Below are 24156 nucleotides of genomic sequence, written 5' to 3' on the forward strand. Positions count from 1 at the left end.
CTCTAAAAATCATAAGAGATAACTTTTATTTATCATCCAGTTCAAGGAGTTGAGCATGCAATACACTTCAGAAATCATGGAGATGTGCCGCGTTGCGCAGGGGGCAAATCATGGCCCCTCCCCCATACCCCAGGAAGGCGGTTGGACAAAGGCCAGAGAAGTAACCGATATCAGTGGTCTTACCCACGGTGTTGGCTGGTGTGCACCACAACAGGGTGCTGCCAAACTGACCCTCAATATCAAGAACGGCATAATTGAAGAAGCGCTGATCGAGACCCTGGGTTGCACAGGCATGACCCACTCTGCCGCCATGGCCTCAGAAATCCTGCCAGGTAAAACCATCCTCGAGGCAATGAACACCGACCTGGTTTGTGACGCCATCAACGTCGCCATGCGGGAACTGTTCCTGCAGATCGTTTACGGCCGCAGCCAATCAGCATTTTCAGAGGGCGGGCTGCCTGTCGGCGCCGGTATGGAAGATCTCGGCAAAGGCCTGCGCTCCGTTACCGGCACCACCTACGGTACCGCAGCCAAAGGCCCCCGCTATCTCGAGACTGCAGAAGGCTATGTTACCGAGATCGGTCTGGATGAAAACGATGAGATCATCGGTTATACCTTCGTCAACCTGGGCCGCATGATGGATGCTATTAAAAAAGGTATCGATCCCGCCGAAGCATTACAATCCGCATCCGGCACCTATGGCCGTTTTGCAGACGCAGTTAAAACCATCGATCCAAGACACGAATAAGGAGACTGACAATGGCACTGTTTGAAAGTTATGACAGACGGATCGGTCAGATTACTCCGGTCCTGGAAGCGTATGATATGAAGAGCCTGGAAGAAGCGCGTGAGATTTGCCTGGCCAAAGGTGTGGATGTGGCCGAGATCGTTCGTTCCATCCAGCCGATCTGCTTTGACAACGCCTGCTGGGCGTATACCCTTGGTGCTGCGATCGCCATCAGAAAAGATCTCACCAGGGCCGCCGATATCGCCGCCACCGTTGGAGAAGGTCTGCAGGCTTTCTGCATCCCCGGCTCCGTCGCGGATGATCGCAAAGTAGGCTTAGGCCACGGCAACCTCGCTTCCATGCTCTTAAAAGATGAGACGAAATGTTTCGCTTTTCTGGCCGGACACGAGTCCTTTGCCGCTGCGGAGGGCGCCATCGGTATCGCCAAGTCAGCTAATCGGGTACGCCAGACTCAATTGCGGGTAATACTGAACGGGCTTGGTAAGGATGCCGCCAAGATCATCTCCCGTATCAACGGATTCACTTATGTGCAGACCCAGTTCGACTATGCTGCCGGTGAGGTGAAAATCGTCGGCGAGACCGCCTATTCAAAAGGTGAACGGGCAGAAGTCCGCTGCTACGGCGCAGACGATGTTCGCGAAGGTGTGGCCATCAATCATCTCGAGGGTGTGGATGTTTCTATCACCGGTAACTCCACCAACCCGACCCGTTTCCAGCATCCCGTTGCCGGCACCTATAAGAAAGAGTGTCAGCAGGAAGGCAAGAAATACTTCAGCGTCGCCTCAGGCGGCGGTACCGGACGTACCCTGCACCCGGATAATATGGCCGCAGGACCTGCCTCTTATGGTATGACCGACACCATGGGCCGCATGCACTCCGATGCCCAGTTCGCAGGATCATCCTCCGTTCCCGCCCACGTTGAAATGATGGGTTTGATCGGCATGGGCAACAACCCTATGGTTGGTGCTTCTGTTGCTGTCTCAGTTGCCCTTGAACAAGCTAAATAGCAGTTAGCATGTCCAGAACGTGCCAGAACTAAAAGCCGGTCTACCGCAATGGTTGACCGGTTTTTGCTGTTCTATCGGATAGAGGGAAGATGTCAGAAGTAACGTTACATACTTCTCACCTCTCACACCCTAGTGATCTGAAAGCATGATATTCACTTCAAGCACTTCACTGTCATCCTGCCGGTCGACGTTTAAAAAGATCTGGTCTTCATGAACCTGAACATACTTGCGTACCACCTCGAGGATATCCTGCTGGAGTTGAGGCAGATAGTCGGGACTGGAGGCGTGTCGTCGCTCATGGGCGACGATAATCTGCAAGCGTTCCTTGGCAATGGAGGCAGTACCCTGTTTTTTCGATCCGAATACGTTAAATAAACTCATGGCATCAGGTTCCAAAAAGACGGGAGAGAAAACTTTTCTTTTCTTCATCCATAAAACGGAATGGATGGTCTTTACCAAGGAAGCGGTCGATAACATCGAAATAGGCATCGCCCGCATCGTTTGTGTCGGCCAGAGTAACGGGTACACCTGAATTTGAAGCATTCAGAACATATTCCGATTCCGGCACAACTCCTAAGAAAGGGATGGCGAGAATCTGGTTTACGTCGTCTGCACTCAGCATCTCTCCCTTGTTTACCCGGCTCGGATCGTAGCGGGTGATGATCAGATGTTCCTTGATGGGCTCAAGATCCTGCTCTGCCCGCCGGCTCTTGCTGGCAAGAATACCAATCATCCTGTCTGAATCACGGACGGAAGAAATTTCCGGATTAGCCACAACCAAGGCCACATCCGCGTAATACATAGCGGTCATGGCACCCTTTTCGATACCGGCGGGGGAATCACAGATGATGTAATCAAATTTTTGCCGCAAAGCGTCAATAACCTCACCGACACCTTCCAGGGTCAACGCATCCTTGTCACGGGTCTGGGAGGCCGGGAGAATTGAGAGGTTGGCAATCCTTTTATCTTTGATCAGAGCCTGATGAAGTGAGCCCTCGCCATGGATTACGTTTAGGAGATCATAAACAACACGCCTCTCGCAGCCCATGATAAGATCGAGATTGCGCAGACCGACATCAAAATCGATCACAACCGTTTTATATCCACGTACTGCGAGGCCTGCAGCAAACGCTGCACTGGTGGTGGTTTTACCGACACCGCCTTTACCGGAGGTGACAACCACGACCTGACCCAGCGGTCTTTTTTCATTCAAGGGCTGTATTGTATCTTCCATGACGTATACCTTATAAAAGGTTGAATATATTTATTTTTATTTATCAAGTCGGTGTGAATGAGCCAACCACCTGAGCCTTCAGGCTGCCATCACTGAGGGAGAATACCGCGCTGTGGTTCAGTACATTCTGGTCAAGTGACTCATTAACCATATACTCCCCTGCGATAGCGATCAGTTCAGGGTCTGACTGCAGACTAAAAATGCGTGAAGTTGAATCTCCGTTAATTCCAGCCAACGCACGCCCACGCAGTGCTCCATAAATATGAATATTTCCGGCAGCAAGCACCTCGGCCCCGGCATTGACCGACGAGAGGATTACAAGATCACCCTCCGGGGCAAATACCTGCTGCCCGGATCGGACCGGCTGATTGATAACTTTGGTGGGTGCTACAGATCTGGATTCATTATCGGTTTTTCTATCCCGCGATTCAGATTGAGTTTCTGATTCTTCAGTATCATCCTGAACGATTTTGCTACTTCTGCTCTTGACCGGTGGAAGTAAACCCAAGCCTGCCTCCACCACCCGTTCACATAAAAAGGCATCACTGCTCCGGACACCAACCAGAACCAGGCCGAACTCTCGCAGGGTATTGACCAACAGACCAAAATCCAGTTCGGCCTTCCCCTTTTTATCTATCTCTTCGAGGTCCAATATCACCGGGGCATTCTTGAAAAACGCTTGTGCCTTGCCGAATTTCTTCTCCAGCTGCGGATACAGGCGGTCAGGCTGCGTTTCCATAATATGCAGCGTGATTATGGTCAGGACGCTGCCTTTCACTTCCAGGGCCGGGCTTACAACTTCTCCGTTATTCTGTCTCATCGAGTGATCACGGTTTTCTTGAATTTAAATAGAACACACCAATTCCAGATAGTACTTATCAAGGAAAATTCAATCGGTCAATTAGCTTGTGATTATAACGCGTTCAGACAGGGGTTCTCGACAGGAATGAAGAGCGGATATTAAGCAGAAAAAGTATGGCAGCATTTTCCAACAACGAGAAAAAAACGGTGCGGCGGTGTCTTATTAAGAACACCAGAACCAGGTATCCGAGACTCAGGCAGTCATCCCGGCGCAGAAAATCCCCCTGCGCCAGGAGAGGACATCACCATGTGCCAACCGGCCTCAGACGAGTCTGGGATCGATTTTTCCCGGCCCACCGCAGTCGGGAGTATAACAGCTGACATCTTTGAATTCGCATTTTTTGGAACAACTTGGGCATTGCTCAGGCGCGGCAGGAGCCTGCAGCGTATTTCCGCAATTTCCACAGTTCCAGAAGGGATCCATATTCTTTGTAGAAGCGGTCTGTGTTTTCTCGATCATAAGGTCACCTGTAGGTAATCTGGTTTTATCACCGGCTCTCCTTCCCCTACCCGTGCGTGTGTAACTGGCGGGCCGGCCTGATGTTCAGGCAGCGCCACCCAGGCAACTGCCTGAATAGCTAAAGGATAAGACAGCCTGCCAAAAGAGAAAGCCCTTTGCGCAAAAGAGCATGAACTGTCTCTACCAGAACACCATACTGCAGGACAGATCACCGTTTAAAGGAATTGGGATTTGACTTCAACTCCACCCCTTAGAGCGAAGATTTTTCCTGATAATTCTGGATATACTGCTCCCGTGTATATACACCCCCATCCAGCACCCAACCTGTCACCAATTCAGCGGGAGTTACATCAAAGGCGGGGTTAAACGCAGGACTGGACTTCGGCGCCCACAGGCATGTCCCCTCCACTCCAGGCACCCCGCGTACTTCGTTCATGCCCCGTTCTTCAATCTCAATTTCAGCACCTGTCGGGCAGTTGCCATCAATAGTGGTGGACGGCGCAACAACGTAGAAAGGAATTTCATGAAAGGAAGCCAATACTGCCAGGCTATAGGTGCCTATTTTATTCGCGAAATCGCCGTTGGCAGCTATCCGGTCAGCACCCACCAGCACGGTATCAACTTCGCCGCCCTGCATAAGCATTGCTGCGGCGGAATCACAGATAATTGAATGGCGAATACCAAGCTTGCCGCATTCCCAGGCAGTGAGCCTTCCCCCCTGTAAAAGCGGTCGGGTCTCATCAACCCAGACCATGGGGTTCTTGCCCTGCTCATGGGCTCGGCGGATTACGCCCAGGGCTGTTCCGATTCCGGCAGTTGCAAGCCCGCCGGTATTGCAGTGGGTAAGTATGCGTTCATTTTTGCCTATCAAGGCTGCACCGTTATCTGCAATACGATCACAAAGCTCTCGGTCCTCGTTAAAGATTGCCTGTGCTTGCTCAATTACCGATTCCGGGTAATTCGGGCTGTCAATTTTCTCTACCAGGCGATCAATATTGTTTATCAGGTTAACTGCTGTGGGGCGGGCCTTGCGTAATCGGGCAGCATCCCTGGCGAGTTCAAAAGGTGATGCACCACGTATGGCTAAAGTTGCCAGGAGCAGAGCCGAAGATATGCCGATGGTCGGTGCACCACGAATCGCCAGGCGTTGAATAGCCTCAATCAAGTCATCTATAGTATCGCAAATCAGCCAGTGCTCTTCATGGGGCAGAATAGTCTGGTCAAGGATGGCGAAGGTGTCATGCTCCCAACGCATTCCCATGGCGATGAGAGGCGTGATTGCATCGACCACCTATTTCCCTCCTCCAAGTGCCACCGCTTGAGCGAGTACCGCTATCATTGTCTCACATGCTTCCTGGATTGATACACCGAAACTGACCACACCATCCTCGTGTCCGCCCATAACGAAACACTTTGCACTCTGACCTGAAGATTCTCTGAAGATTCTGGCCACCTCCAGGGCCATTTCCACAGTGCCATAGGCTGCCCCTTCCCTGGTGACCGGCAGACCAAGTTGCTCCCGATAGTTCCAGATCCGTGGCGAATGGACGTGCAGCACAGACTGAATCGCGCTATCTATCTGATAGAGCTGACCATGGGTCAGAGCTTCGGAAGATGGCTTGGTCATGCCTGTGGCGGTGATACTGTTATCAAACGGATCACAGGCAGTTACTTTGCTATATTCGGTATGAGGCAGAAACAATGAACTGCCTGTCTGGGTTCCGGTAATGATAAAGCTTTGCGGTTCATCATCACAACGTTTGCTGAGGTTGCCAAAACCGTACCCCATATAGCGAGCCTGATCCTGCCCGATCAGCTGCAGTTTATGCATGATATACCGCCAGCCACTCAGCTCCGCAGTCATCTCCGGTGTGACGCAGGGTTGCTGGGTATAGTGGAGATTGAATTTTATAACACCTTCCATATGGCATCCATTCTCTGAATTAGAGCGGTTTCTTTAAAGCTCGCGGCCCGCCAATTACCAGGAGCTCTACTCAACAGATATTGTACTCTCTCACATATCAGCACACTACGATAAAAAAAAGGGAGAGTTCCGAAAAACTCTCCCTTTTCCTGCATCACTAACGTGCCTATTTCGCGTGTTGAAACAGCCTGCTCAAATTTGAGGGTTGTATCGACCTGCATCCCAGGGGCGCTTCTCACGGACGCCCGGAGGGTGAAAATCACAACCTCTATGTAACCGGATGAGGTAGTTTGCGATTTTCGTGAAATTTGCCGGTCAGGTTGCAGCCAACCACGCCCGTATGTACTCTCCTCTCCTGCTTCTTAGTTCTCAGTAGTTTCAGGCGCGGTCATATCATGTACTTTCTTTTTGGCTTTATTGTACCATGAACTGGTACCTTTTTTGGTCTTATCCCAGATGCTTGCGGCCTTATCCCCTGCTGACTCCAGAGCGTCTCCGCTTTTATCTACAGCCTTGGAACTCCCGTCCTTTGTTTTATCCCATGCCTCGTGACTTGTTCCTTTGGTTTTATCCCAAGTCTCGCCGCTTACGTCTTTGGTCTTATCCCAGGCATCTGAACTGGTCTCTTTAGTCTTCTGCCAGGTCTCGGCAGAAGCATCACCCACAGCCCTGGCCGTCTCGCCAACCTGTTGCCCGACCTTGTCCCAGGCGCTCTGTTCAGCTAAAACAAACCCCGGCGCAATACAATAGATCGCCAAGGTCACCACAAGAGCCTGTAACAAATTAATTTTCTTGATATTTTCCATAATTATCTCCTTCAAACATCTGCGATCAGCGCCTATTTAAACTTCAAAAACACTGTCAGATCAGCCATTTTTAACAACTGCAAACTGTAGAAATATATCTCGCTCTACAGTTTTTGCAATATGGCCGTATTTTTAGATGTTCATCAGGAGATTGTCACAGCTTACTCCTTACCCCTCTCATCTCTCTCACTTCTACCTTGAAGCTTCCCGCCTCACACCTTAGAGAATCTGGCTCAGGAACAGCTGGGTACGTTCCGACTGGGGATTACTAAAAAACTCCTCCGGCTCATTCTCTTCTACAATCTCGCCAGCATCCATAAATATGACGCGATCCGCCACTGTCTTGGCAAAGCCCATTTCATGGGTAACACAGATCATGGTCATGCCCTCTTCGGCCAGATCGACCATTACATCGAGCACCTCCTTTATCATCTCAGGATCCAGCGCAGAGGTCGGTTCATCAAAGAGCATAATGGAGGGGTTCATGCAGAGACTCCTGGCAATGGCCACACGCTGCTGCTGCCCCCCGGAGAGCTGGCCGGGGAATTTGTCTGCCTGGTCACCTATCTGCACGCGATCGAGAAATCTGCGGGCTGTTGCTTCCGCCTCCTTTCTCGGTTTCTTCTGCACCCAGACCGGTGCAAGGCAGCAATTTTCCAACACTGTCAGATGGGGAAAGAGATTGAATTGCTGGAACACCATGCCGATATCCCGTCGCACCCTGTCAATCCCCTTGAGATCATTGGTCAACTCCACACCGTTGACGATAATATCGCCTTCCTGGTGCTCCTCTAGCCGATTCATGCAGCGGATCATGGTCGATTTTCCGCAGCCGGAAGGACCGCAGATGATGATGCGCTCCCCTTTGTACACTTTCATGTTGATATTTTTCAGCACATGAAAATCGCCATACCATTTGTTCATGTTCCTGAGCTCGATCATTATTTCGCTGTTCATGGCCGGATCTTCCTTTAATTGCGTATTATTCATTATCTTCCTTGGTCGTTGCCGGCTGCTGTTAATGTCCGGTATGCAGTTTTTTCTCAAGATACATGGAATAGCGTGACATGGAGAAACAGGACACCCAGTATATTGCCGCCACAAACACATAGCCTTCCACGGAAAAACCCAGCCAGTTCGGGTCGGAGAAAGCTGATTGCACCACCGCCAACAAGTCGAACAGGCCGATAATCAATACCAGCGTGGTGTCTTTGAAGAGCGCGATGAAAGTGTTGACGATTCCGGGAATTACCAGCTTCATCGCCTGGGGCATGATGATGAGAAACATCGATTTCCAATAGGAGAGGCCTAACGCCTCCGCTGCCTCATACTGCCCACGTGGAATAGCCTGCAGGCCACCCCGGATAACTTCCGCCATATACGCAGATTGGAAGAAGATGATGCCGATCATGGCTCGCAACAATTTATCAAAGCTTATTTCCTCGGGCATAAAGATCGGCAACATCACCGAAGACATGAACAGCACCGTAATAAGGGGTACGCCCCGCCAGAACTCGATAAAAAAGATACAAACCGACTTAGCCACCGGCATTGAGGACCTTCGTCCCAGGGCCAGCACCACCCCAAGCGGGAGTGAGCAGAACATACCCACCGCTGCCAGGATCAGGGTCAGCATCAGGCCGCCCCACTTATGGGTCTCGACCACCGGCAGACCAAACAGGCCACCATAAAAGAGACCGTAAGCAATCACCGGGTAGATGAAGATGGCAAAAAACACGACCTTCCCCTTATGCCGGGTACGTTCAACCAGTAACCAGCCGACCAGTGCCACAAACATCACAAAGGCCAGGATGACACGCCAGTACTGCTCAGAAGGATAAAAACCGAATATAAACTGTTCGAATCGCACCGAAATGAATACCCAGCAAGCGCCATCGGCGCTGCAGGCATCCCTGGTGGTTCCGACCCAGCTGGCCTTGAAAAAGAGCCACTCCATTGCCGGCGGTACGGTCTTGAACAGGAACCAGAGCGCCACGACAGTGAACAGGGAACTGATCCAGGAAGAAAACAGGTTTTGCCGCAACCAGCCAACCACGCCGGCCTTGGCTACTGGCGGCATACGATCAATTGCAGGGGTATAGGAAATTACTGCCATTCTATCTCTCCACCAACATAATTTTCTTGTTGTACCAGTTCATTAAGAAGGAGATCGTCAAACTGATGAACAGGTAGACCGCCATGGTCATGGCCACAACCTCAATAGCCTGGCCAGTCTGATTCAGGGTCGTTCCGGCGAACACCGAAACGAGATCCGGATAGCCGATTGCTGTTGCCAGTGAGGAGTTTTTCACAAGGTTCAGATACTGACTGGTGAGCTGAGGAATGATCACCCTGAGCGCCTGGGGAACGACCACCAGCTTCAACACCATGGACTGATGCAGACCGAGTGCCGAGGCAGCTTCAGTTTGCCCTTTGTTTACCGCCAGAATACCTGAGCGTACCGCCTCCGCGATAAAAGCACCGGTGTAGATTGAAAGTGCCACCAGAAGCGCTGTGAACTCAGGGATGATGGAAATGCCACCTTTGAAGTTAAAGCCTTTTAATGCCGGCAACTCCCAGGAAACTGGACTACCCGCAAGAAAATATGTAGCGAGTGGCAGGAGAATCACGAGCAGGCCGGCGGCCAGTGGAGTGTTGAATTGCTGACCAGTCTCCCGCTGGCGTTTACCAGCCCATATTGCCAGAGCGATCGTCACTGCAACAGCGATTGCCAGAACTACCAGCACCAGACCGAAGCCACTCTCAAAGATCGGTTTCGGTAAATACAGACCACGGATATTCAGAAAGATCGTCTCCCCCAGCGACATACTCTGCTTTGGCGAAGGAAGAGCCCTCAATACCGCGAAATAACAGAAAAAGATCTGCAGCAACAGAGGAATATTTCGAAAAATCTCGATGTAGATCCCGGCCATGGTCGACACCAGCCAGTTTTTCGATAATCTCGCCACACCTACAGTAAACCCGAGAATAGTGGCAAGAATGATGCCGCAAAACGATACCAGGAGCGTATTCAAAAGGCCGACGACAAAGGTCCGGCCAAAACTGTATGACTCGTCATATGGAACGAGGCTCTGGATAATACCAAACCCCGATTCCTGTGTTAAAAACTTAAATCCGGTAGATATGCCGCGTTTTTCCAGATTGGTCATGGTATTGCCGGCAATGGTCCAGACGACCAGTGCCAGGCCACCAATCAACAGCACCTGAAAAAGCAGTGCCCTGTGCTGGGCATTATTCCACCAATGCTTTGTACTCTTGGTCTGGTAAGACATAGTAATCCACAACTCATGGGAAGACGAAAGACAGAGCTGTCCCACATACCCCTCAATGGGTGAAAAGCATGATCACAGGGAGTGGCACTAAACCGCCCCCAGGATCTATTTTGACTTTGTGAAAAAGTAAGACGCCACCCTCATCTGTTCAGACGGCGCCATATTCGAAGTTTTCGTTAGTGCGCTATAGATTATGCTATGCGCACTAACGAAACACTGAAGAAGATGGCGCTGTATGGACTGATGAGAGATCTAGCGGATAGGCGGGGCATACTGCAGCCCACCCTGAGTCCAGAGGGCGTTCAGGCCACGGCCGATTTTCAGCGCAGAGGAGGTACCAACGGTGCGGTCGAACATTTCACCGTAATTGCCGACCTGCTTGATAACCTGGTAACACCAGTCATCTGCCAGGCCGAGACCTTCACCCTTGATGCCTTCGAGACCAAGCAGACGCTTCACGGCGGGGTTTGGGGTATCTTTCATGGTATCGATATTGGCTGAGGTAACACCAAGCTCTTCACCATTCACCATTGCATAGAGGCTCCACTTGACGATATTAAACCAGGCATCGTCACCCTGGCGTACAACCGGCCCCAGAGGCTCTTTGGAAATTACTTCAGGAAGCACAATGGCCTCTTCAGGCTTGGCAAGCTTGATGCGCAGACCGTAAAGCTGGGACTGATCGGAGGTGAGTACATCACAGCGACCAGCTTCGAAACCTTTAACGGTCTGATCGGAGGTATCGAAAACTATAGGCTTGTACTCCATCTTGTTCTGCTTGAAGTAATCGGCAAGGTTCAGCTCGGTTGTGGTACCGGACTGGATACAAACCGCCGCACCATCAAGCTCGAGTGCGCTTGCGACCCCGAGATTTTTGGAGACCATGAATCCCTGTCCATCGTAATAACTGGTACCGGTGAAGTTCAGACCGAGGGAAGAATCTCTGGTGAGGGTCCAGGTTGTGTTTCTAGAGAGAATATCAACTTCGCCTGACTGCAGGGCGGTGAATCGCTCTTTGGCTGTGAGCGGTACGAACTTAACCTTGGTGGCGTCACCCAGTGTTGCGGCAGCCACGGCTCGACACATTTCAACATCGAGACCGGTCCAGTTTCCTTTCTCATCCGGATTGGAAAATCCCGGCAGACCTGTTGAGACCCCGCACTGCAGGTAGCCGCGTTTCAGAACCTCATCCTTGGTAGCTGCCTGGGCGAGGCCGGCTGAAAGACAAAGCGTCAGTGCTGCAGTTGTAAGTGTCCGGGTAATTCTCTTCATTACGTTCTCCTGAATTTTGTAGTTGCTCTGTTCATTATCTCAAACTGTACATCTTCAAACCACCTGTCAGCACCTTGCTTACGTCCCGTCATCTCTTTCCCCCCGAAGCGTAAATCCAACTGCCGTGGTATCCGACAGAACCCGAATATCATTTATTACATTCTCTTTATTGCAAGACGCACATCTTGACTAGCAAGGGTTGTGCCAGCAACCACACTTCTATGTTCTGAAAAAGCGCACCAAAGTCAACATTATCGTGTTTACAACATTTTAGTAATGAACTCTTTTACCAAAATACTGTTTTTTCTGTATCGAGCTGCCATTTAGCAACCAATGGCGGTCAGACCACATTACAATTTTGCAGGAACCACACACGGCCAAAAGGGGTGCCAACAGACCTTACCACAATTTTGTGACGCAGCATTTTTCACTGAAGCTCCTGCCAATATTGCATTAACAGCTCTACCCCTGCCAACCGGATTACGTGACCCTTCTCCCGACTTTACAACATTTACATTTTTGTTATTCATCGCCAGGCAAAAAAAATCATAATGCAAGACCGGAAAACAGTGATTAAAAGGACACATCCTGAACGAATGAATAATCTCCGATCCAGGAAATAAAAAAAGCCGTCCCCGGAATGGACGGCTTTTATATTTCCTGGAGAAGGCTGTGATAAACCTGAATAGCGTTTACATTGCGTTCTTCCTGCCTTCTTCAAGGTACAGTTGTCCCAATCTTCTTGAGACCGCACCAGGTTTGCCGTCATGCAGCTTAACACCATCAATTTCCACAACCGGATAAACAAAGGCCGTGGCGGAAGTCATGAACGCCTCTTTGGCCTGTTGCGCTTCCTCGATGGTAAATGGTCGCTCAACCACTTGCATATTCTGCTCTTTGGCAAGTCTCAGGACTGCAGAACGGGTGATGCCATGGAGAATCGAGTTTGAGAGATTTCTGGTAACAATGGTATCATCGGCAGTGACGATGTACACATTGTTGGAAGTACCTTCGGTGACATAACCATCCTCCACCATCCAGGCATCGTCCTTGCCCTCCTTTTTCGCCAACATCTTCAGCATACATGGGGCAAGCAGTTGCACTGTTTTGATATCCCGGCGTCCCCAGCGGATATCCGGCGCGGAGATCACTTTGATGCCGGCTTTTACAGAACTCACCTTCTTGGCCTGGGTGAAGAGCACCAGGGTTGGGGTAAGGTCATCAGAGTATGCAAAATCCCTGTCGGCAGCCCCCCTGGTCACCTGCAGGTAGACCAACCCTTCCGCCACATCGTTTCTGCGCACCAGCTCACGATGAATTTCCAGCATCTGGTCCGGAGTGACCGGCATCTTCATGCCGAGTTCTTTCAAAGAGCGCTGTAACCGGTTGGCATGCCCTTCATAATCGATAAGCTTTCCGTCCAGAACTGCGGTAACCTCATATACACCGTCACCAAAAGTGAAACCACGGTCAAAAACGGAGACAGTGGCCTCCTCTTCCGGCACATAGTCGCCATTCACATATACTGTTCTGCTCATCTCGTAACCTTTTCCTTGTATAAGTTCAGAAAACTCACCTTAAAACAATGTGCTGCTTCGGATAATTTCATAAGATATTATAATTACAATCGCTGTCTCCAGCTATCAGTTACTCTCTATCAACCCCACAAGCTTTTCGTTGCAGGATGCACTCCTACCTGATCGTATTTCAAACCATCCGGCCGATCATGGGCCAGCAAGAGCGGGCCGTCCAGGTCTGTAACCGCACATCCCTGTGCCACCAGCACAGCAGGAGCCATGGCCAGTGAAGAACCAACCATGCAACCCACCATTATATGGTAGCCTGCCCGTTCAGCTTCTTCTTTCAGGGCCAGCGCCTCGGTAAGCCCACCGGTCTTGTCGAGCTTGATATTTATCATGTCATATTTGCCGACAAGCTTGGCTAAAGAGCTGCGATCATGGCAGGATTCATCAGCGCAGACCGGCAACACCCTTTCTATATCTGTCAGGGCCTCATCTTCACCGGCAGGCAACGGCTGTTCGACCATTTCCACGCCCAGCCTGACCAGCACCGGCGCAAGTTCACCATAGGTCTCAATTGACCAGCCCTCATTGGCGTCGACTATAATCCTGGCCCCGGGAGCGCCGCGCCGTACCGCCTCTATTCTTGCCACATCACCGGTGCCACCCAGCTTGGTCTTGAGTAACGGCCTGTGACTGTTTTTCCGGGCAGCGGCTTCCATATTCTCGGGAGTATCCAGAGAAAGGGTATAGGCCGTAACTTCTGAGCTAGGTTCGGAAAGCCCGGCCAATTGCCAGACCGGACGACCTTTCAGCTTGGCCTCAAGATCCCACATGGCACAGTCCACAGCGTTCCTGGCAGCACCGGGGGCAAGCAGATCCTGCAGTTCCTGCCGGGTAAAAGATGTCGGCAAACCGGTGATTTGATCCATAACCCCAGCCACGGTCTCGCCATAACGGGGATATGGAACGCACTCGCCCTGACCGATCACGCCGTCACTCTCGATCTCAACCCGCACCACCACCGCCTCGGTGCGGGAGCCCCTTGAGATGGTGAACGGTTGTGCAAGGGGAAAGACTTCCCGAAATACCCGTAGTATCATAACAGCGCCTCAACCAGTCTTTGTGCCCCTTGTCGGAACGGATCCACAACCGGAAGTCCCAATTGTTCTTCCAGGCCAGAGAGATAAACCTGAGCCTGTTCCTCATCCATATGCTGGGTATTCACGGAAACCGCAGCCACTACACATTCCGGATTCACCACCCGTGCCAGCTGCAGCGCCACATCGCGCAATTCTTCGAGCGAAGGCTGACTATAGCCCGGCAGACCACGCATATGCTCACGGGTAGGCTCATGGCAAAGTATGAGCGCATCCGGCTGGCCACCATGAACGAGAGCCATTGTAACACCTGAATAGGATGGATGAAAGAGGCTTCCCTGCCCCTCTATCAGATCCCAGTGATCCGGATCGTTATCAGGAGTCAGCCACTCGATGGCACCGGCCATAAAATCCGCCACAACCGCATCCAGCGGCACTCCGTCACCGGTGATAAGTATTCCGGTCTGCCCGGTTGCCCTGAAAGTCGATTTAACCCCACGCCTGCGCATCTCTTTATCCATCGCAAGGGCTGTGTACATCTTGCCCACAGAACAGTCCGTACCGACGGCGAGGCATCTCTTGCCGCTACGCTTTTTACCATTGGCAATCGGGTAATCTACCGTCGGTACCCGTACATCATAAAGGCTACGACCATATTTTTCGGCCGCTGCCACCAGTTCAGGTTCATCTTTCAACAGGTTATGCAGGCCCGAGGCGATATCCATCCCCTTCTCTAGGGCTTCCAGCAACACGGATTTCCAGGAAGATGAAATCACACCGCCCCTGTTTACCACCCCTATGACCAGAGTCTTTGCTCCCGCAAGCACCGCATCGTCGATTGAGATATCCCCAATCCCAAGATCCGCCTTACAACCCTCCATACGATACTGGCCCGCTACTGCCTCCGGGCGCCAGTCATATATCCCCTGGGCAACCTTTGCCGCCAGTCCATCAGGTGCATCTCCCAAAAACAATATATAGGGTGACTCAAACATAATATCGACTCCGTAATGTGAAATGATTTGCGCATCAACCAGCTTTCTTTTGGTAACCATATTTCAGGCAATGCCTGGCAGTGTTCTTATCAATTCACGTGCCAGTTCAGGCCCCCTCTCATGCCAGGGAAAAGATGATGTCCACCTCCAACCCGGAATCATTGGATTAACAAATGGTTACCAAAATCCGTCTGGGCTGAACAGTATCACACCTGCCATTTCGGCTCCAGCATTTTTGTTACATTTACGCAATATACAGGCTCGAGATTTACATTTTTGAAAACTTTGCTTGCGTATTTTTATTTTTAACGAACTTTAACCAGCGCCGCCCAGCCGTCATCTTCCAATTTTGCAGTATCTCTGTTGCTTCGAATTTAATGATTGCAATTCACCTCTATCTCTCTACTATTACCCGAAACCCGCAGACCGTTCATAAAGTACAAAAGAGCAAGCCCGCAAAGTGGTCAACCATTTCAACGAACAGCCAAGTGACAACAAAATCCCGAGCTACAGGTAACATAGCCAAAGGCACTCCCTTCAGTAGCCGCTATGCAGCCGCCGAAACCCTCGTCCGTCTGCAGCAGAGCAAGCTGCCCCTCAAGCCACTTTTCGACTCGGTTACCCTGGAATACCAGATTACGGGTGCTGAGAGAGGGCTGGCCATGAATCTGGTCTACGGCGTGTTACGCCGACGGGAATACCTTAATCACCTGCTCTCCCTGTTAGCCAGAAAGCCCTTCCAGCAACTCGAACCATTTATTCATGCGACCCTGCTGGTTGGTTTGTATCAGTTGTTCTGCCTCGATCGCATTCCTGAATCCGCCGCAGTCAATGAAGCGGTCAACGCTGTAAAGAAGGCCAGGCCAGGTAGCCATCTGCACGGTTTTGTAAATGGTGTGCTGCGAAGCGCAACGCGGCAAAAGGAACAGCTTCCCGGACCGCAGGACCGTTATCCCGATAGACGGCCATTTCTCAATCACCCGGGTTGGCTCACCAAGCGCTGGATCAAACAGTATGGCCGGCAGGAGATGGAGCGAATCTGTGCCGTCAACAGCCTTGAACCGCAGTTGGTTCTGCGGGTCAATACCGGAACGGTCTCAAAAGAGCACTACCTGAAACAACTCAATCAGCTCGGCATCAACGCCACGAGCGGGAGCTATGCTCCGGACAGCGTGGTCCTCTGGGATTTCCAAGGTGCTGTCACTGCGCTTCCCGGTTATCAGGAGGGGTACTTCCAGGTTCAGGATGAGGCTGCTCAACTGGCGACGCTGCTGCTCGCCCCATTTAAAGAATCAGGCAGTTACCTCGACTGTTGCGCCGGACTTGGCGGCAAGACGGGACACATCTGCCAGCTAACCCAAAATACAACGGAAGTTGTGGCGGTGGAGCCTGAAAAACACCGTCAGAACCTCTTCCATGAAAATATGGTGCGGCTCTTTCCCGATAGAAACGTTGCACTGTATCCCATGCCACTTGAGCAATTCGCCCGGGATTCTGAGTCAAAGTTTTCCGGAGTGTTGATTGATGCCCCCTGTTCAGGGACCGGTGTCATCGGCAGACACCCTGATATTCGCTGGAACAGGAAAAAAAGTGATTTCAAGCGCTATCAGCAAACCCAGAGTAAACTTATTGAGTTGGCCTCACAGTTGGTGGCCGAAGATGGTATACTGGTGTATGCGACCTGCTCTCTTGAACCGGAAGAAAACCGCCAGGTAGTCGACCACTTCCTGTTGGAGCATCCTGAATTTGTTCTTTGCGACTGCAGAGACACCTTGCCGGAACCGGCTGCAAAGTTCATAGAAGACAAATGTTTTTGCCCGCGACCTTCATCATCTATCGATGGTTTTTTCGCAGCGCGCATGCAACGCAAAAACTGATACAAAAACGAAAAATCATTCACTTAACCACACGACTGAAGCGTCGATGAAGGCCCTCCTTTTTCTTTGCGCTCCATGGGTGTGTATTGTAAACTCCGTGTTTATTTTATTTTAAATTTCATTACTCAACACAACAGGTGTTTTATGGCTGAGATAAAAAGTACCATGGATCTGGTTATGGAGCGTATGGCGAAAATGACCGCCAACTCCGAAACGGTAAACAATGACGAAGAATTTGAAAAAGCAGGAATGCGCCTTGCCGCAGACTTTTTAAGCGGAAAAGTCACCGATCTTGCCGGGGAATTGGCTCAACAACCGGCCGAATCTCAGAAGGCTGTCTACAAAGGCGCTGCTGATATCCTGATGCGCAACATCACCTTACCGCGCGACGAAGAAGTCAAAGATCGTGCAGAAGCCTCATTAAACGGTGTTATGGAGCTTGCCGGTGCTCTCGGTGTTTCTGCTGTATCTCAAACCTGTTCAGAGTTGCAGCAGATTCTGCAGCAGTACAATCAGCACAAGGAGCAGGTCGTGCAACAGCTTGAAGAGGCGTTGCGCGGTCAGCTTGAACAGCAGTATGCAGCCCAGGGTGTCGATCCTGGTCAGCTCAGGGCTTCCATGCACCCCAAATATGGTGAAGAGATGGGTAAGATGCAGCAGGATCTTAATGGCCAGTATCTCCAGGCAATGGATCAGCGTAAGGAATTGATCCTCGAGCAGCTCGGCTTAGTCTAACCTCAGACCATTTCAGTACAAAATCTGGAGTAGTATCCCATGGACTATAGCGGTAGAGTCAAGGCACTGCAGAAAAAACTGCGCCGCAAAAAAATAGACGCGATACTGGTAAGCCAGCCCAGCAACAGGCGTTACCTGAGCGGTTTTACCGCGTCAGATCACGACATAACAGAAAGCTCCGGTGTGCTGCTTATCCCCGCCAGAGGGAAAGGACTGTTGCTCACTGACTTTCGCTATATGCAGCAGGCTGAGAACGACGTAGATGGCTTCAAGGTTAAAATCTACACCCGGGGGCTGCTGGCGCTCCTGAAAAAACTGCTGCCGAAGATGGAGATCCAACGTCTCGCTTTCGAGACCGACTATCTGCTGCACTCGAGCTATGTGAGTTACGGGAAAGCGTTCAAAAAAATCGGTGTCTCATTAATCCCGCTTTCTGGAGTTATCGAGAAAATACGGGAGGTCAAGGATGGCGATGAAATTGACGCCATCCGCAAGTCGGTGCGCCTGAACGAGCAGGTTTTTCAGGAGGTTTTTCCAAAAATCTCCAGCTCGATGTCTGAGATTGAGGTGGCCCTTGCCATCGAGCAGACCATGCGCAAGCTGGGAGCGGAATCGGCCAGTTTTGATTCAATAGTCGCTTCCGGCGATAACAGCGCCCTGCCCCATGCGGTTCCTTCCCGCCAGATGGTGATGCGAGACCGGCCGTTGACGATCGACATGGGACTGGTGTTGAAGGGCTACTGCTCTGACATGACACGCACCTTTGTCCCCGGCAAGGCATCAAAGAAATACAAAAAGATCCACCGGATCGTTCGTGAAGCACAACGTGCCGGCATCGCGGCAATACGACCGGGCATTACCGGAAAAGAAGCGGACAAGGCTGCCCGGGATGTGATCGATGATGCCGGATATGGCAAGTATTTCGGCCACAGTCTTGGCCACGGTGTCGGCCTGCAGGTACATGAGGCACCCCGGCTTTCTAAAATTGGCAACCAGAAGCTGAAACCGGGCATGATCGTCACCGCCGAACCAGGCATTTATATACCCGGTTGGGGTGGAATCCGGTTGGAGAACATGTTACTGGTTACCGATGACGGCTGCGAAGATCTTAATAGCGATGCAACGTGGCTTGATATCTGATCTATATCTCAGATAAATATTAAACTCTCATCCCCTTTTCCCTGTTGAAGGAAGAGGGGATTTTTGTATGTTGAGAATTCTTTTAGGCTTTCGCATGCCGGTGCGAGAATTTTTCCTGTACGGTCTGAACCGGCCAAAACATGAGGCAGGGAGTTAATCACCTGCCAGGGCAGACCAGACATTTACTCAATACGATCTTATGCGCCAGTTTGTTATTGATGAACTTTCCCCTATGGAGCGAGATAATATCGACTCCTACCTTAAACGAACCCTTACCGCCGGACCGATGATCGGCCTCTACTGGATCGTTTTAACTCCCGACCTTCTCTCCGAGGCCCAGCAGGGCCACGAAGACCATGGACCATTTTACCTCGCTGTAGAGGTTGAGCAGTACCGGGTTCGCTTTGAGCTATTGGTTCGCAGCCATTCCAACCTGCATTGCAGCTGTATTGCCCATGCAACGCCCATCCAACGCCAGTTTGTACTGGATTATATTGACAGGATGGTGCAGGAGGAGATGATCAACTCGTAATTCTGGAGAATGCTCCTTTTATCCAGATCTTCGTTATCTTGAGGAAATCAATGTTCGCAGATGAGCGAACGAAGTGAGACTTCGATATTCAGTATATCGCTCCGACTGATTTCCTCAAGATACTTCGCCTTGGAACAAATCAGCTGTTCTCCAGGTACCCCGCACGTAGATTCAATCTCCAATTCTCCGACCTCTAAAACACGATCTCCCTTGGACAATGAATTGAAAAAATTCGTCGCAATACTATCAAGTAAAAGCAAGGACCGGTTCTCTGAGGGGTTGCTGCAGGAGCACATTGACCATCTGCAGAAACTCTATGATGAGAAGGTCCTTGAGCTATGTGGACCCTTTACCGACGATGATTCTGCGATCCAGATCATACGGGCGGCTGATTTAACTGCGGCTGAGCGGATTATTTATCAGGATCCTTTTGTCAAACACAACTATTACAGCACGGTCCGGATCAAGGAGCTCATCGAAGCGAATCCAGCCAATAACTGGTTGGTTTCACATCCACAAACTGAACAGAAACGATAGCCCTTCGATCCCACGAAACTGCGCCGGCAAATCCTTTTTAACCTTCTTCCCTCAACCCGCCTGAGTATTTCGCCTGAAAAAATGAGGCTTTTACCTCTTGCATTTACCCCTCTGGAAACGTTACACATATTTACATTGATTTAAAATTCCCAGATTCAGCCTAAATCACAGGATAATGCAATGAAACGCTGGTTTATTCCGATAATTCTGTTCTTCACCCTCACTGCTTGCGCCACCAGCCCCACCGGCCGCTCCCAGCTTATGCTGGTTTCCCCTGAACAGGCCATAAGCGCCTCCCAGGAAGCATATGTTCAGACATTGCAACCGCTGCAGAAAGAAGGGAAGCTTGACCCGGACCCGGCCACCACTGCCCGCGTGCGTGAAGTCACCGGCAGGGTTATCGCCCAGGCTATTCAACTTTTTCCCGCATCACGCAACTGGGACTGGAGTGTTCGAGTGATCGATGAGCCTGAAACAGTCAACGCCTGGTGCATGGCCGGCGGCAAAATGGCCGTTTACACTGGTTTACTCAACAAAGTCAACCCCACCGATGACGAGCTTGCCCAGGTCATGGCCCACGAGGTTTCACACGCCCTTGCCAACCATACCGCAGAGAAGATGTCCATGGCAATGGCCACCCAGATGGGACTTATGGGCGTCGCTGTTGCAACCCAGGACAGCGCCTATTCAGGGCTCGCCATGAGCGGCGGCGCCATGGCTGCTGCAATGGCCATCACTCTGCCTAATTCGCGAACTGCAGAGACCGAAGCTGACGTGATAGGCATCGAACTTGCCGCCCGGGCAGGTTACGACCCCAAAGCGGCCGTAACTCTCTGGGAGAAAATGGCCCGGGTTGGTGGCTCAAGCCAACCGGAGTTTCTCTCTACTCACCCTTCACCCGGCAACAGACAAGCCAACCTCAGTGCGTTAGCGGACAAAATGATGCCATATTATCTGCAGCCCGGACTGAGGCCGGTCTACCAACTCAGATAACCGGCAAGGCAGTTACACCGCTTCGACAGGAACCATTTCTCATCTGTCTGGATCGATGGAAATTACCACCAAGTGGATGCCAACCCTGTGCTGCACCACCCAAGCTTTCTACCACTTGTGCGCCCCATTGCCCCGGCACGTCTGCCTGCGTCTGCAATAACCAATAAAGGCAGGCAATTAGCTCTCAACCAGAACACCATCATTTCTTCTTCAGGCCCCAGACAATCTTTGCGCTATTTCCAAAGTATGGTAGTGTCATTCGTAAGGTCTGGCGTACAGAACTGCACGCCAGTAACGATTGAAAAAGCCCTGCTGACAGCGATGCCAGCATAAACATATAGCACGACTTCAACTGTATTCATGCAGATTATAGCCACTCACAAGCAGACCGATTTTGACGCGCTCGCGTCCATCATAGCAGCGACACTCATCTACCCCGGCAGCGTCGGCGTTGTGCCCAAGGAGGTCAGCCGTAACGTCCGCAGATTTCTTTCGACACATAAAACCGCATTCAATCTCATCCTGCCCAAAGAGATCCAACACGACCAGGTTCAACGGCTCATAGTAGTTGATACCCCGAACTGGTCACGACTGGAGCGCATGGAAAAACTCCGGGACAGGGATGATCTCGAAATTCACCTCTGGGACCACCATATGCACGGAGGAGACATCGAAGCGGACATGGTTTGCCAGGAGGACGTTGGTGCCACCGTCACGCTTTTTATCCGGGAACTGAAAAAGCGCCAAATGGAGCTGAACCCGCTGATGTCCACGGTGCTGCTGCTCGGGCTCTATGAAGACACCGGTCATCTCACCTACCCTTCGACCACTCCGGAGGATGCCTATGCCGCCGGTTGGCTGCTTGAAAATGGTGCCGACCTCAACGTCGCATCATATTTTCTCAATCCCCCATACGAAGAGAAGCAAAAAGATGTTCTCTTTGAGATGATGAAGGCCACTGAAAAGCTGACCATCAACAGTTTCAAAATCGGATTCAATATCATCACCCTCGAAGATAAGGTCACGACACTTTCCGGTATCGTCAATATGTACCGCTCCATCATCAACGTTGACGCAATCTTCGTGATTTTCGTCACCAATGGAAGGTCTACCGTGATCGGCAGAAGCGGTGTCGAGATGATCGACATTGGCTGGATAATGAGCAAACTCGGCGGTGGTGGCCATGCGGGTGCTGGCTCGGCCACCATCAAGACCAGTGAACAGAGTCCTGAGTCTGTACGTGAAAAAATAATCAGCCTTCTGGAGTCTGAGCAGAAAGAGAGTATCCGTATCGCAGACCTGATGTCCTTTCCTGTTCAATCGGTCTCACCCGACACTCCCATGCATGAGGTTCATTCACTCATGACCAACGAACATATTCGCAGTGTAATGGTGATTGAAAATGACAAATTACAAGGGATTGTGGTTCTCTGGGATTTCAAAAAACTCAAACATGAAAAACACTGGAATAAACCGGTAAAAGCGTACATGGCCAGGGACCTCACCTGCATTCCGCCCGACGCTATCCCTTCCCAGATCGGCCGCCTGATGCTGGAAAAAAATATCGGCCACTTCCCGGTTGTCCAGGATGAGAAGGTAATTGGAGTGGTTAGCCGCACTGACATTTTAAATTATTTCTACGACCTGCTTCCAGAGTAGAAAAAACCAGTCCAGGCAATGTGGCAACTGCCTCTCTGCTCTTGTAAATCTGGCTACCGGCCATATAATTCTCTCAAGCCTAACACATATTACCGCTTGTCAAATGAGGATTATACGATGCTTGAATTGAAAAAACTTGAGCGTGGAGCGATTTCCGCAGCATTGGAAAAAGCACACAAGTACCGTTTACTCAACGAACCTGAGGACGCAGAATCAATCTGCCTCGACATATTGGCCACAGAGCCGGAACATCAGGAGGCGCTTATAACCCTGCTGCTGGCATTGACCGACAAGTTCGCTCACTCCGGACTCAATCCTTCATTTCAACAGGCCAGGGAACTACTGAGCCGGATTGAAAGCACAACCTGCAAAGCTTACTACCTGGGCATTATCTATGAACGGAGGGCCAAATATCATCTCCGTCAGGGCGGCCCCGGTGGCGGAACTGCTGCTCACGGTTGCTTTGAACGAGCCATGCAGGCCTATGAGGAAGCCCTTACCGATTGCGACCCGAAGAATCAGGACGCGGTACTGCGCTGGAATTCCTGTGCACGTATTCTCAATTCCAACCCCGATGTTAAAGCGGATGACACTATAGGAGCAGATCTGCTGCTCGACCCGTTCGAGGTACCGCATTAAGCCGATCTAAGCATCAGGAGATGGCTGTGAGTGGGATAGGAGTATAAACAGATAAATATCGATTTATCTGTATACGCAAGTTCATCCCCTCCCACCTTTACTTCTCACCCGTTATCTTTCTTGATCATCTGCTTGGTCTGATTGATCCGCTTGGTAATCATGATAGATCGTGGACACGCCTTGGTGCATTTGAAATGGTTCTCGCATGGCCATACCCCGTTGGGAGTATCGAGTACATCAAACCGCTCCCTGGTGCCACTATCTCTTGAATCGGCCAGAAAGCGATAGGCCTGCACAATCGCCGCAGGACCGATGAACGCCGGTTCATCATCCAATACCGGACAGGCAGAATAGCATGAGGCGCAAAGAATGCAATTGGTGGTATCATCGAATACCATACGCTCATCCTGGGATTGTACACGCTCCTTTCCCTCACTCTCTGTATCACTGATCAGAAACGGCTTCACAGCCCGGTACTTTTCAAAAAAATCGGCCTGATCAACAATCAGGTCCCTCTGGACCGGTAAGTGAGCGAGCGGCTCCACCGTCACCACCTCGCCATCTTTTCCGGCCACATCTTTCACCAGTGTTTTACAGGCCAGGCCGTCACTCCCGTTTATCCGCATACCGTCTGAACCGCATACCCCGTGGGCGCAGCTTTTGCGAAAGCACAGGCTGCCGTCCTGGAACTGTTTCACCTTCATCAAACCGTCAAGCAGCCGGTCATTCGGATCAACCTCTACAGAAAATTCCTGGAAATAAGGCTCCTTATCCGCATCAGGGTTGAAGCGCTGTATTTTCAATATGATATTCATAGGCTGCAC

The 24156-nt window shown here is 50.9% G+C and carries 25 protein-coding genes; 11 read left to right on the top strand and 14 right to left on the bottom strand.

Annotation, left to right across the window (positions count from 1 at the left end; all coding sequences use genetic code 11):
- Nucleotides 1-55: 55 nt before the first annotated feature.
- Together FCL45_RS00460 and FCL45_RS00465 are read left to right on the top strand one after the other, a co-directional pair.
- Entirely contained in the window at nucleotides 56-748 is a 693-nt protein-coding gene (locus tag FCL45_RS00460) for an iron-sulfur cluster assembly scaffold protein (protein WP_136795345.1), read from the top strand.
- Nucleotides 749-759: 11 nt separating this feature from the next.
- Entirely contained in the window at nucleotides 760-1755 is a 996-nt protein-coding gene (locus FCL45_RS00465; protein WP_136795346.1) for a GGGtGRT protein, read from the top strand.
- 129 nt (nucleotides 1756-1884) lie between these two features.
- On the opposite strand, the gene minE is transcribed toward FCL45_RS00465, so the two are convergent.
- From minE to minC, 3 genes are read right to left on the bottom strand one after another with little or no spacing between them, the layout of a single operon-like run.
- Nucleotides 1885-2136, bottom strand: coding sequence for a cell division topological specificity factor MinE (gene minE / locus FCL45_RS00470; protein ID WP_136795347.1), 252 nt, complete (start codon nucleotides 2134-2136; stop codon nucleotides 1885-1887).
- Between the two features lie 4 nt (nucleotides 2137-2140).
- Nucleotides 2141-2989: a septum site-determining protein MinD gene (minD, locus tag FCL45_RS00475; RefSeq protein ID WP_228721415.1), complete on the bottom strand. Its 849-nt coding sequence runs from the start codon at nucleotides 2987-2989 to the stop codon at nucleotides 2141-2143.
- Between the two features lie 43 nt (nucleotides 2990-3032).
- The gene (minC, locus tag FCL45_RS00480; protein ID WP_136795348.1) at nucleotides 3033-3809 is read right to left on the bottom strand and encodes a septum site-determining protein MinC; all 777 of its coding nucleotides are present in this window, start codon (nucleotides 3807-3809) and stop codon (nucleotides 3033-3035) included.
- Between the two features lie 155 nt (nucleotides 3810-3964).
- Between minC and FCL45_RS00485 the strand changes: the two genes are divergently transcribed.
- The gene (locus FCL45_RS00485) at nucleotides 3965-4171 is read left to right on the top strand and encodes a hypothetical protein (protein ID WP_153305529.1); all 207 of its coding nucleotides are present in this window, start codon (nucleotides 3965-3967) and stop codon (nucleotides 4169-4171) included.
- Nucleotides 4172-4560: 389 nt separating this feature from the next.
- Here the strand turns inward: FCL45_RS00485 and mtnA are convergent, their stop codons facing one another.
- The 10 genes from mtnA to dgcN form a co-directional block, all read right to left on the bottom strand.
- Nucleotides 4561-5571: an S-methyl-5-thioribose-1-phosphate isomerase gene (gene mtnA, locus FCL45_RS00490; RefSeq protein ID WP_136795537.1), complete on the bottom strand. Its 1011-nt coding sequence runs from the start codon at nucleotides 5569-5571 to the stop codon at nucleotides 4561-4563.
- Between the two features lie 30 nt (nucleotides 5572-5601).
- The gene (locus FCL45_RS00495) at nucleotides 5602-6234 is read right to left on the bottom strand and encodes a class II aldolase/adducin family protein (protein WP_136795350.1); all 633 of its coding nucleotides are present in this window, start codon (nucleotides 6232-6234) and stop codon (nucleotides 5602-5604) included.
- A gap of 362 nt (nucleotides 6235-6596) precedes the next feature.
- A complete protein-coding gene (locus FCL45_RS00500) occupies nucleotides 6597-7040 on the bottom strand; it encodes a hypothetical protein (protein ID WP_136795351.1) in 444 nt (147 codons plus the stop codon).
- Between the two features lie 219 nt (nucleotides 7041-7259).
- Nucleotides 7260-8030, bottom strand: coding sequence for an amino acid ABC transporter ATP-binding protein (locus tag FCL45_RS00505; RefSeq protein WP_338031716.1), 771 nt, complete (start codon nucleotides 8028-8030; stop codon nucleotides 7260-7262).
- 28 nt (nucleotides 8031-8058) lie between these two features.
- On the bottom strand, nucleotides 8059-9156 hold the full coding sequence (locus tag FCL45_RS00510; RefSeq protein WP_136795352.1) for an amino acid ABC transporter permease: 1098 nt from the start codon (nucleotides 9154-9156) through the stop codon (nucleotides 8059-8061).
- Between the two features lies 1 nt (nucleotide 9157).
- Nucleotides 9158-10333: an amino acid ABC transporter permease gene (locus FCL45_RS00515; protein WP_136795539.1), complete on the bottom strand. Its 1176-nt coding sequence runs from the start codon at nucleotides 10331-10333 to the stop codon at nucleotides 9158-9160.
- 252 nt (nucleotides 10334-10585) lie between these two features.
- Complete coding sequence (locus tag FCL45_RS00520) at nucleotides 10586-11605, bottom strand: amino acid ABC transporter substrate-binding protein (RefSeq protein ID WP_136795353.1); 1020 nt, start codon at nucleotides 11603-11605, stop codon at nucleotides 10586-10588.
- A gap of 692 nt (nucleotides 11606-12297) precedes the next feature.
- Nucleotides 12298-13143 carry a D-amino-acid transaminase gene (locus FCL45_RS00525; protein WP_136795354.1) on the bottom strand — a complete coding sequence of 282 codons (846 nt, stop codon included), beginning with the start codon at nucleotides 13141-13143 and terminating at the stop codon, nucleotides 12298-12300.
- A 119-nt stretch (nucleotides 13144-13262) separates the two neighbouring features.
- On the bottom strand, nucleotides 13263-14228 hold the full coding sequence (gene dgcA / locus FCL45_RS00530) for an N-acetyl-D-Glu racemase DgcA (protein ID WP_136795355.1): 966 nt from the start codon (nucleotides 14226-14228) through the stop codon (nucleotides 13263-13265).
- Nucleotides 14225-15220, bottom strand: a complete 996-nt coding sequence (dgcN, locus tag FCL45_RS00535; RefSeq protein WP_136795356.1) for an N-acetyltransferase DgcN — start codon at nucleotides 15218-15220, stop codon at nucleotides 14225-14227. Before dgcN ends, dgcA begins: the two co-directional genes overlap by 4 nt.
- A 488-nt stretch (nucleotides 15221-15708) precedes the next feature.
- Between dgcN and rsmB the strand changes: the two genes are divergently transcribed.
- From rsmB to FCL45_RS00575, 8 genes are all read left to right on the top strand, one after another.
- Complete coding sequence (gene rsmB / locus FCL45_RS00540; protein WP_167495621.1) at nucleotides 15709-17097, top strand: 16S rRNA (cytosine(967)-C(5))-methyltransferase RsmB; 1389 nt, start codon at nucleotides 15709-15711, stop codon at nucleotides 17095-17097.
- Nucleotides 17098-17241: 144 nt separating this feature from the next.
- Nucleotides 17242-17832, top strand: coding sequence for a hypothetical protein (locus tag FCL45_RS00545; protein WP_136795358.1), 591 nt, complete (start codon nucleotides 17242-17244; stop codon nucleotides 17830-17832).
- A 39-nt stretch (nucleotides 17833-17871) separates the two neighbouring features.
- Nucleotides 17872-18972, top strand: coding sequence for a M24 family metallopeptidase (locus tag FCL45_RS00550; protein WP_136795359.1), 1101 nt, complete (start codon nucleotides 17872-17874; stop codon nucleotides 18970-18972).
- A 199-nt stretch (nucleotides 18973-19171) separates the two neighbouring features.
- Nucleotides 19172-19504, top strand: a complete 333-nt coding sequence (locus tag FCL45_RS00555; protein ID WP_136795360.1) for a hypothetical protein — start codon at nucleotides 19172-19174, stop codon at nucleotides 19502-19504.
- A gap of 60 nt (nucleotides 19505-19564) precedes the next feature.
- A complete protein-coding gene (locus tag FCL45_RS00560; RefSeq protein ID WP_136795361.1) occupies nucleotides 19565-20041 on the top strand; it encodes a YciI family protein in 477 nt (158 codons plus the stop codon).
- 180 nt (nucleotides 20042-20221) lie between these two features.
- Nucleotides 20222-21034, top strand: a complete 813-nt coding sequence (locus tag FCL45_RS00565; protein WP_136795362.1) for a M48 family metallopeptidase — start codon at nucleotides 20222-20224, stop codon at nucleotides 21032-21034.
- Nucleotides 21035-21394: 360 nt separating this feature from the next.
- Complete coding sequence (locus FCL45_RS00570; protein ID WP_136795363.1) at nucleotides 21395-22693, top strand: CBS domain-containing protein; 1299 nt, start codon at nucleotides 21395-21397, stop codon at nucleotides 22691-22693.
- 117 nt (nucleotides 22694-22810) lie between these two features.
- Nucleotides 22811-23332 carry a hypothetical protein gene (locus tag FCL45_RS00575; protein ID WP_136795364.1) on the top strand — a complete coding sequence of 174 codons (522 nt, stop codon included), beginning with the start codon at nucleotides 22811-22813 and terminating at the stop codon, nucleotides 23330-23332.
- Between the two features lie 104 nt (nucleotides 23333-23436).
- On the opposite strand, the gene FCL45_RS00580 is transcribed toward FCL45_RS00575, so the two are convergent.
- Nucleotides 23437-24147, bottom strand: a complete 711-nt coding sequence (locus FCL45_RS00580) for a succinate dehydrogenase iron-sulfur subunit (RefSeq protein ID WP_136795365.1) — start codon at nucleotides 24145-24147, stop codon at nucleotides 23437-23439.
- Between the last annotated feature and the right edge of the window lie 9 nt (nucleotides 24148-24156).

The sequence above is a fragment of the Desulfosediminicola ganghwensis genome (assembly GCF_005116675.2).
GTDB lineage: Bacteria > Desulfobacterota > Desulfobulbia > Desulfobulbales > Desulfocapsaceae > Desulfopila > Desulfopila ganghwensis.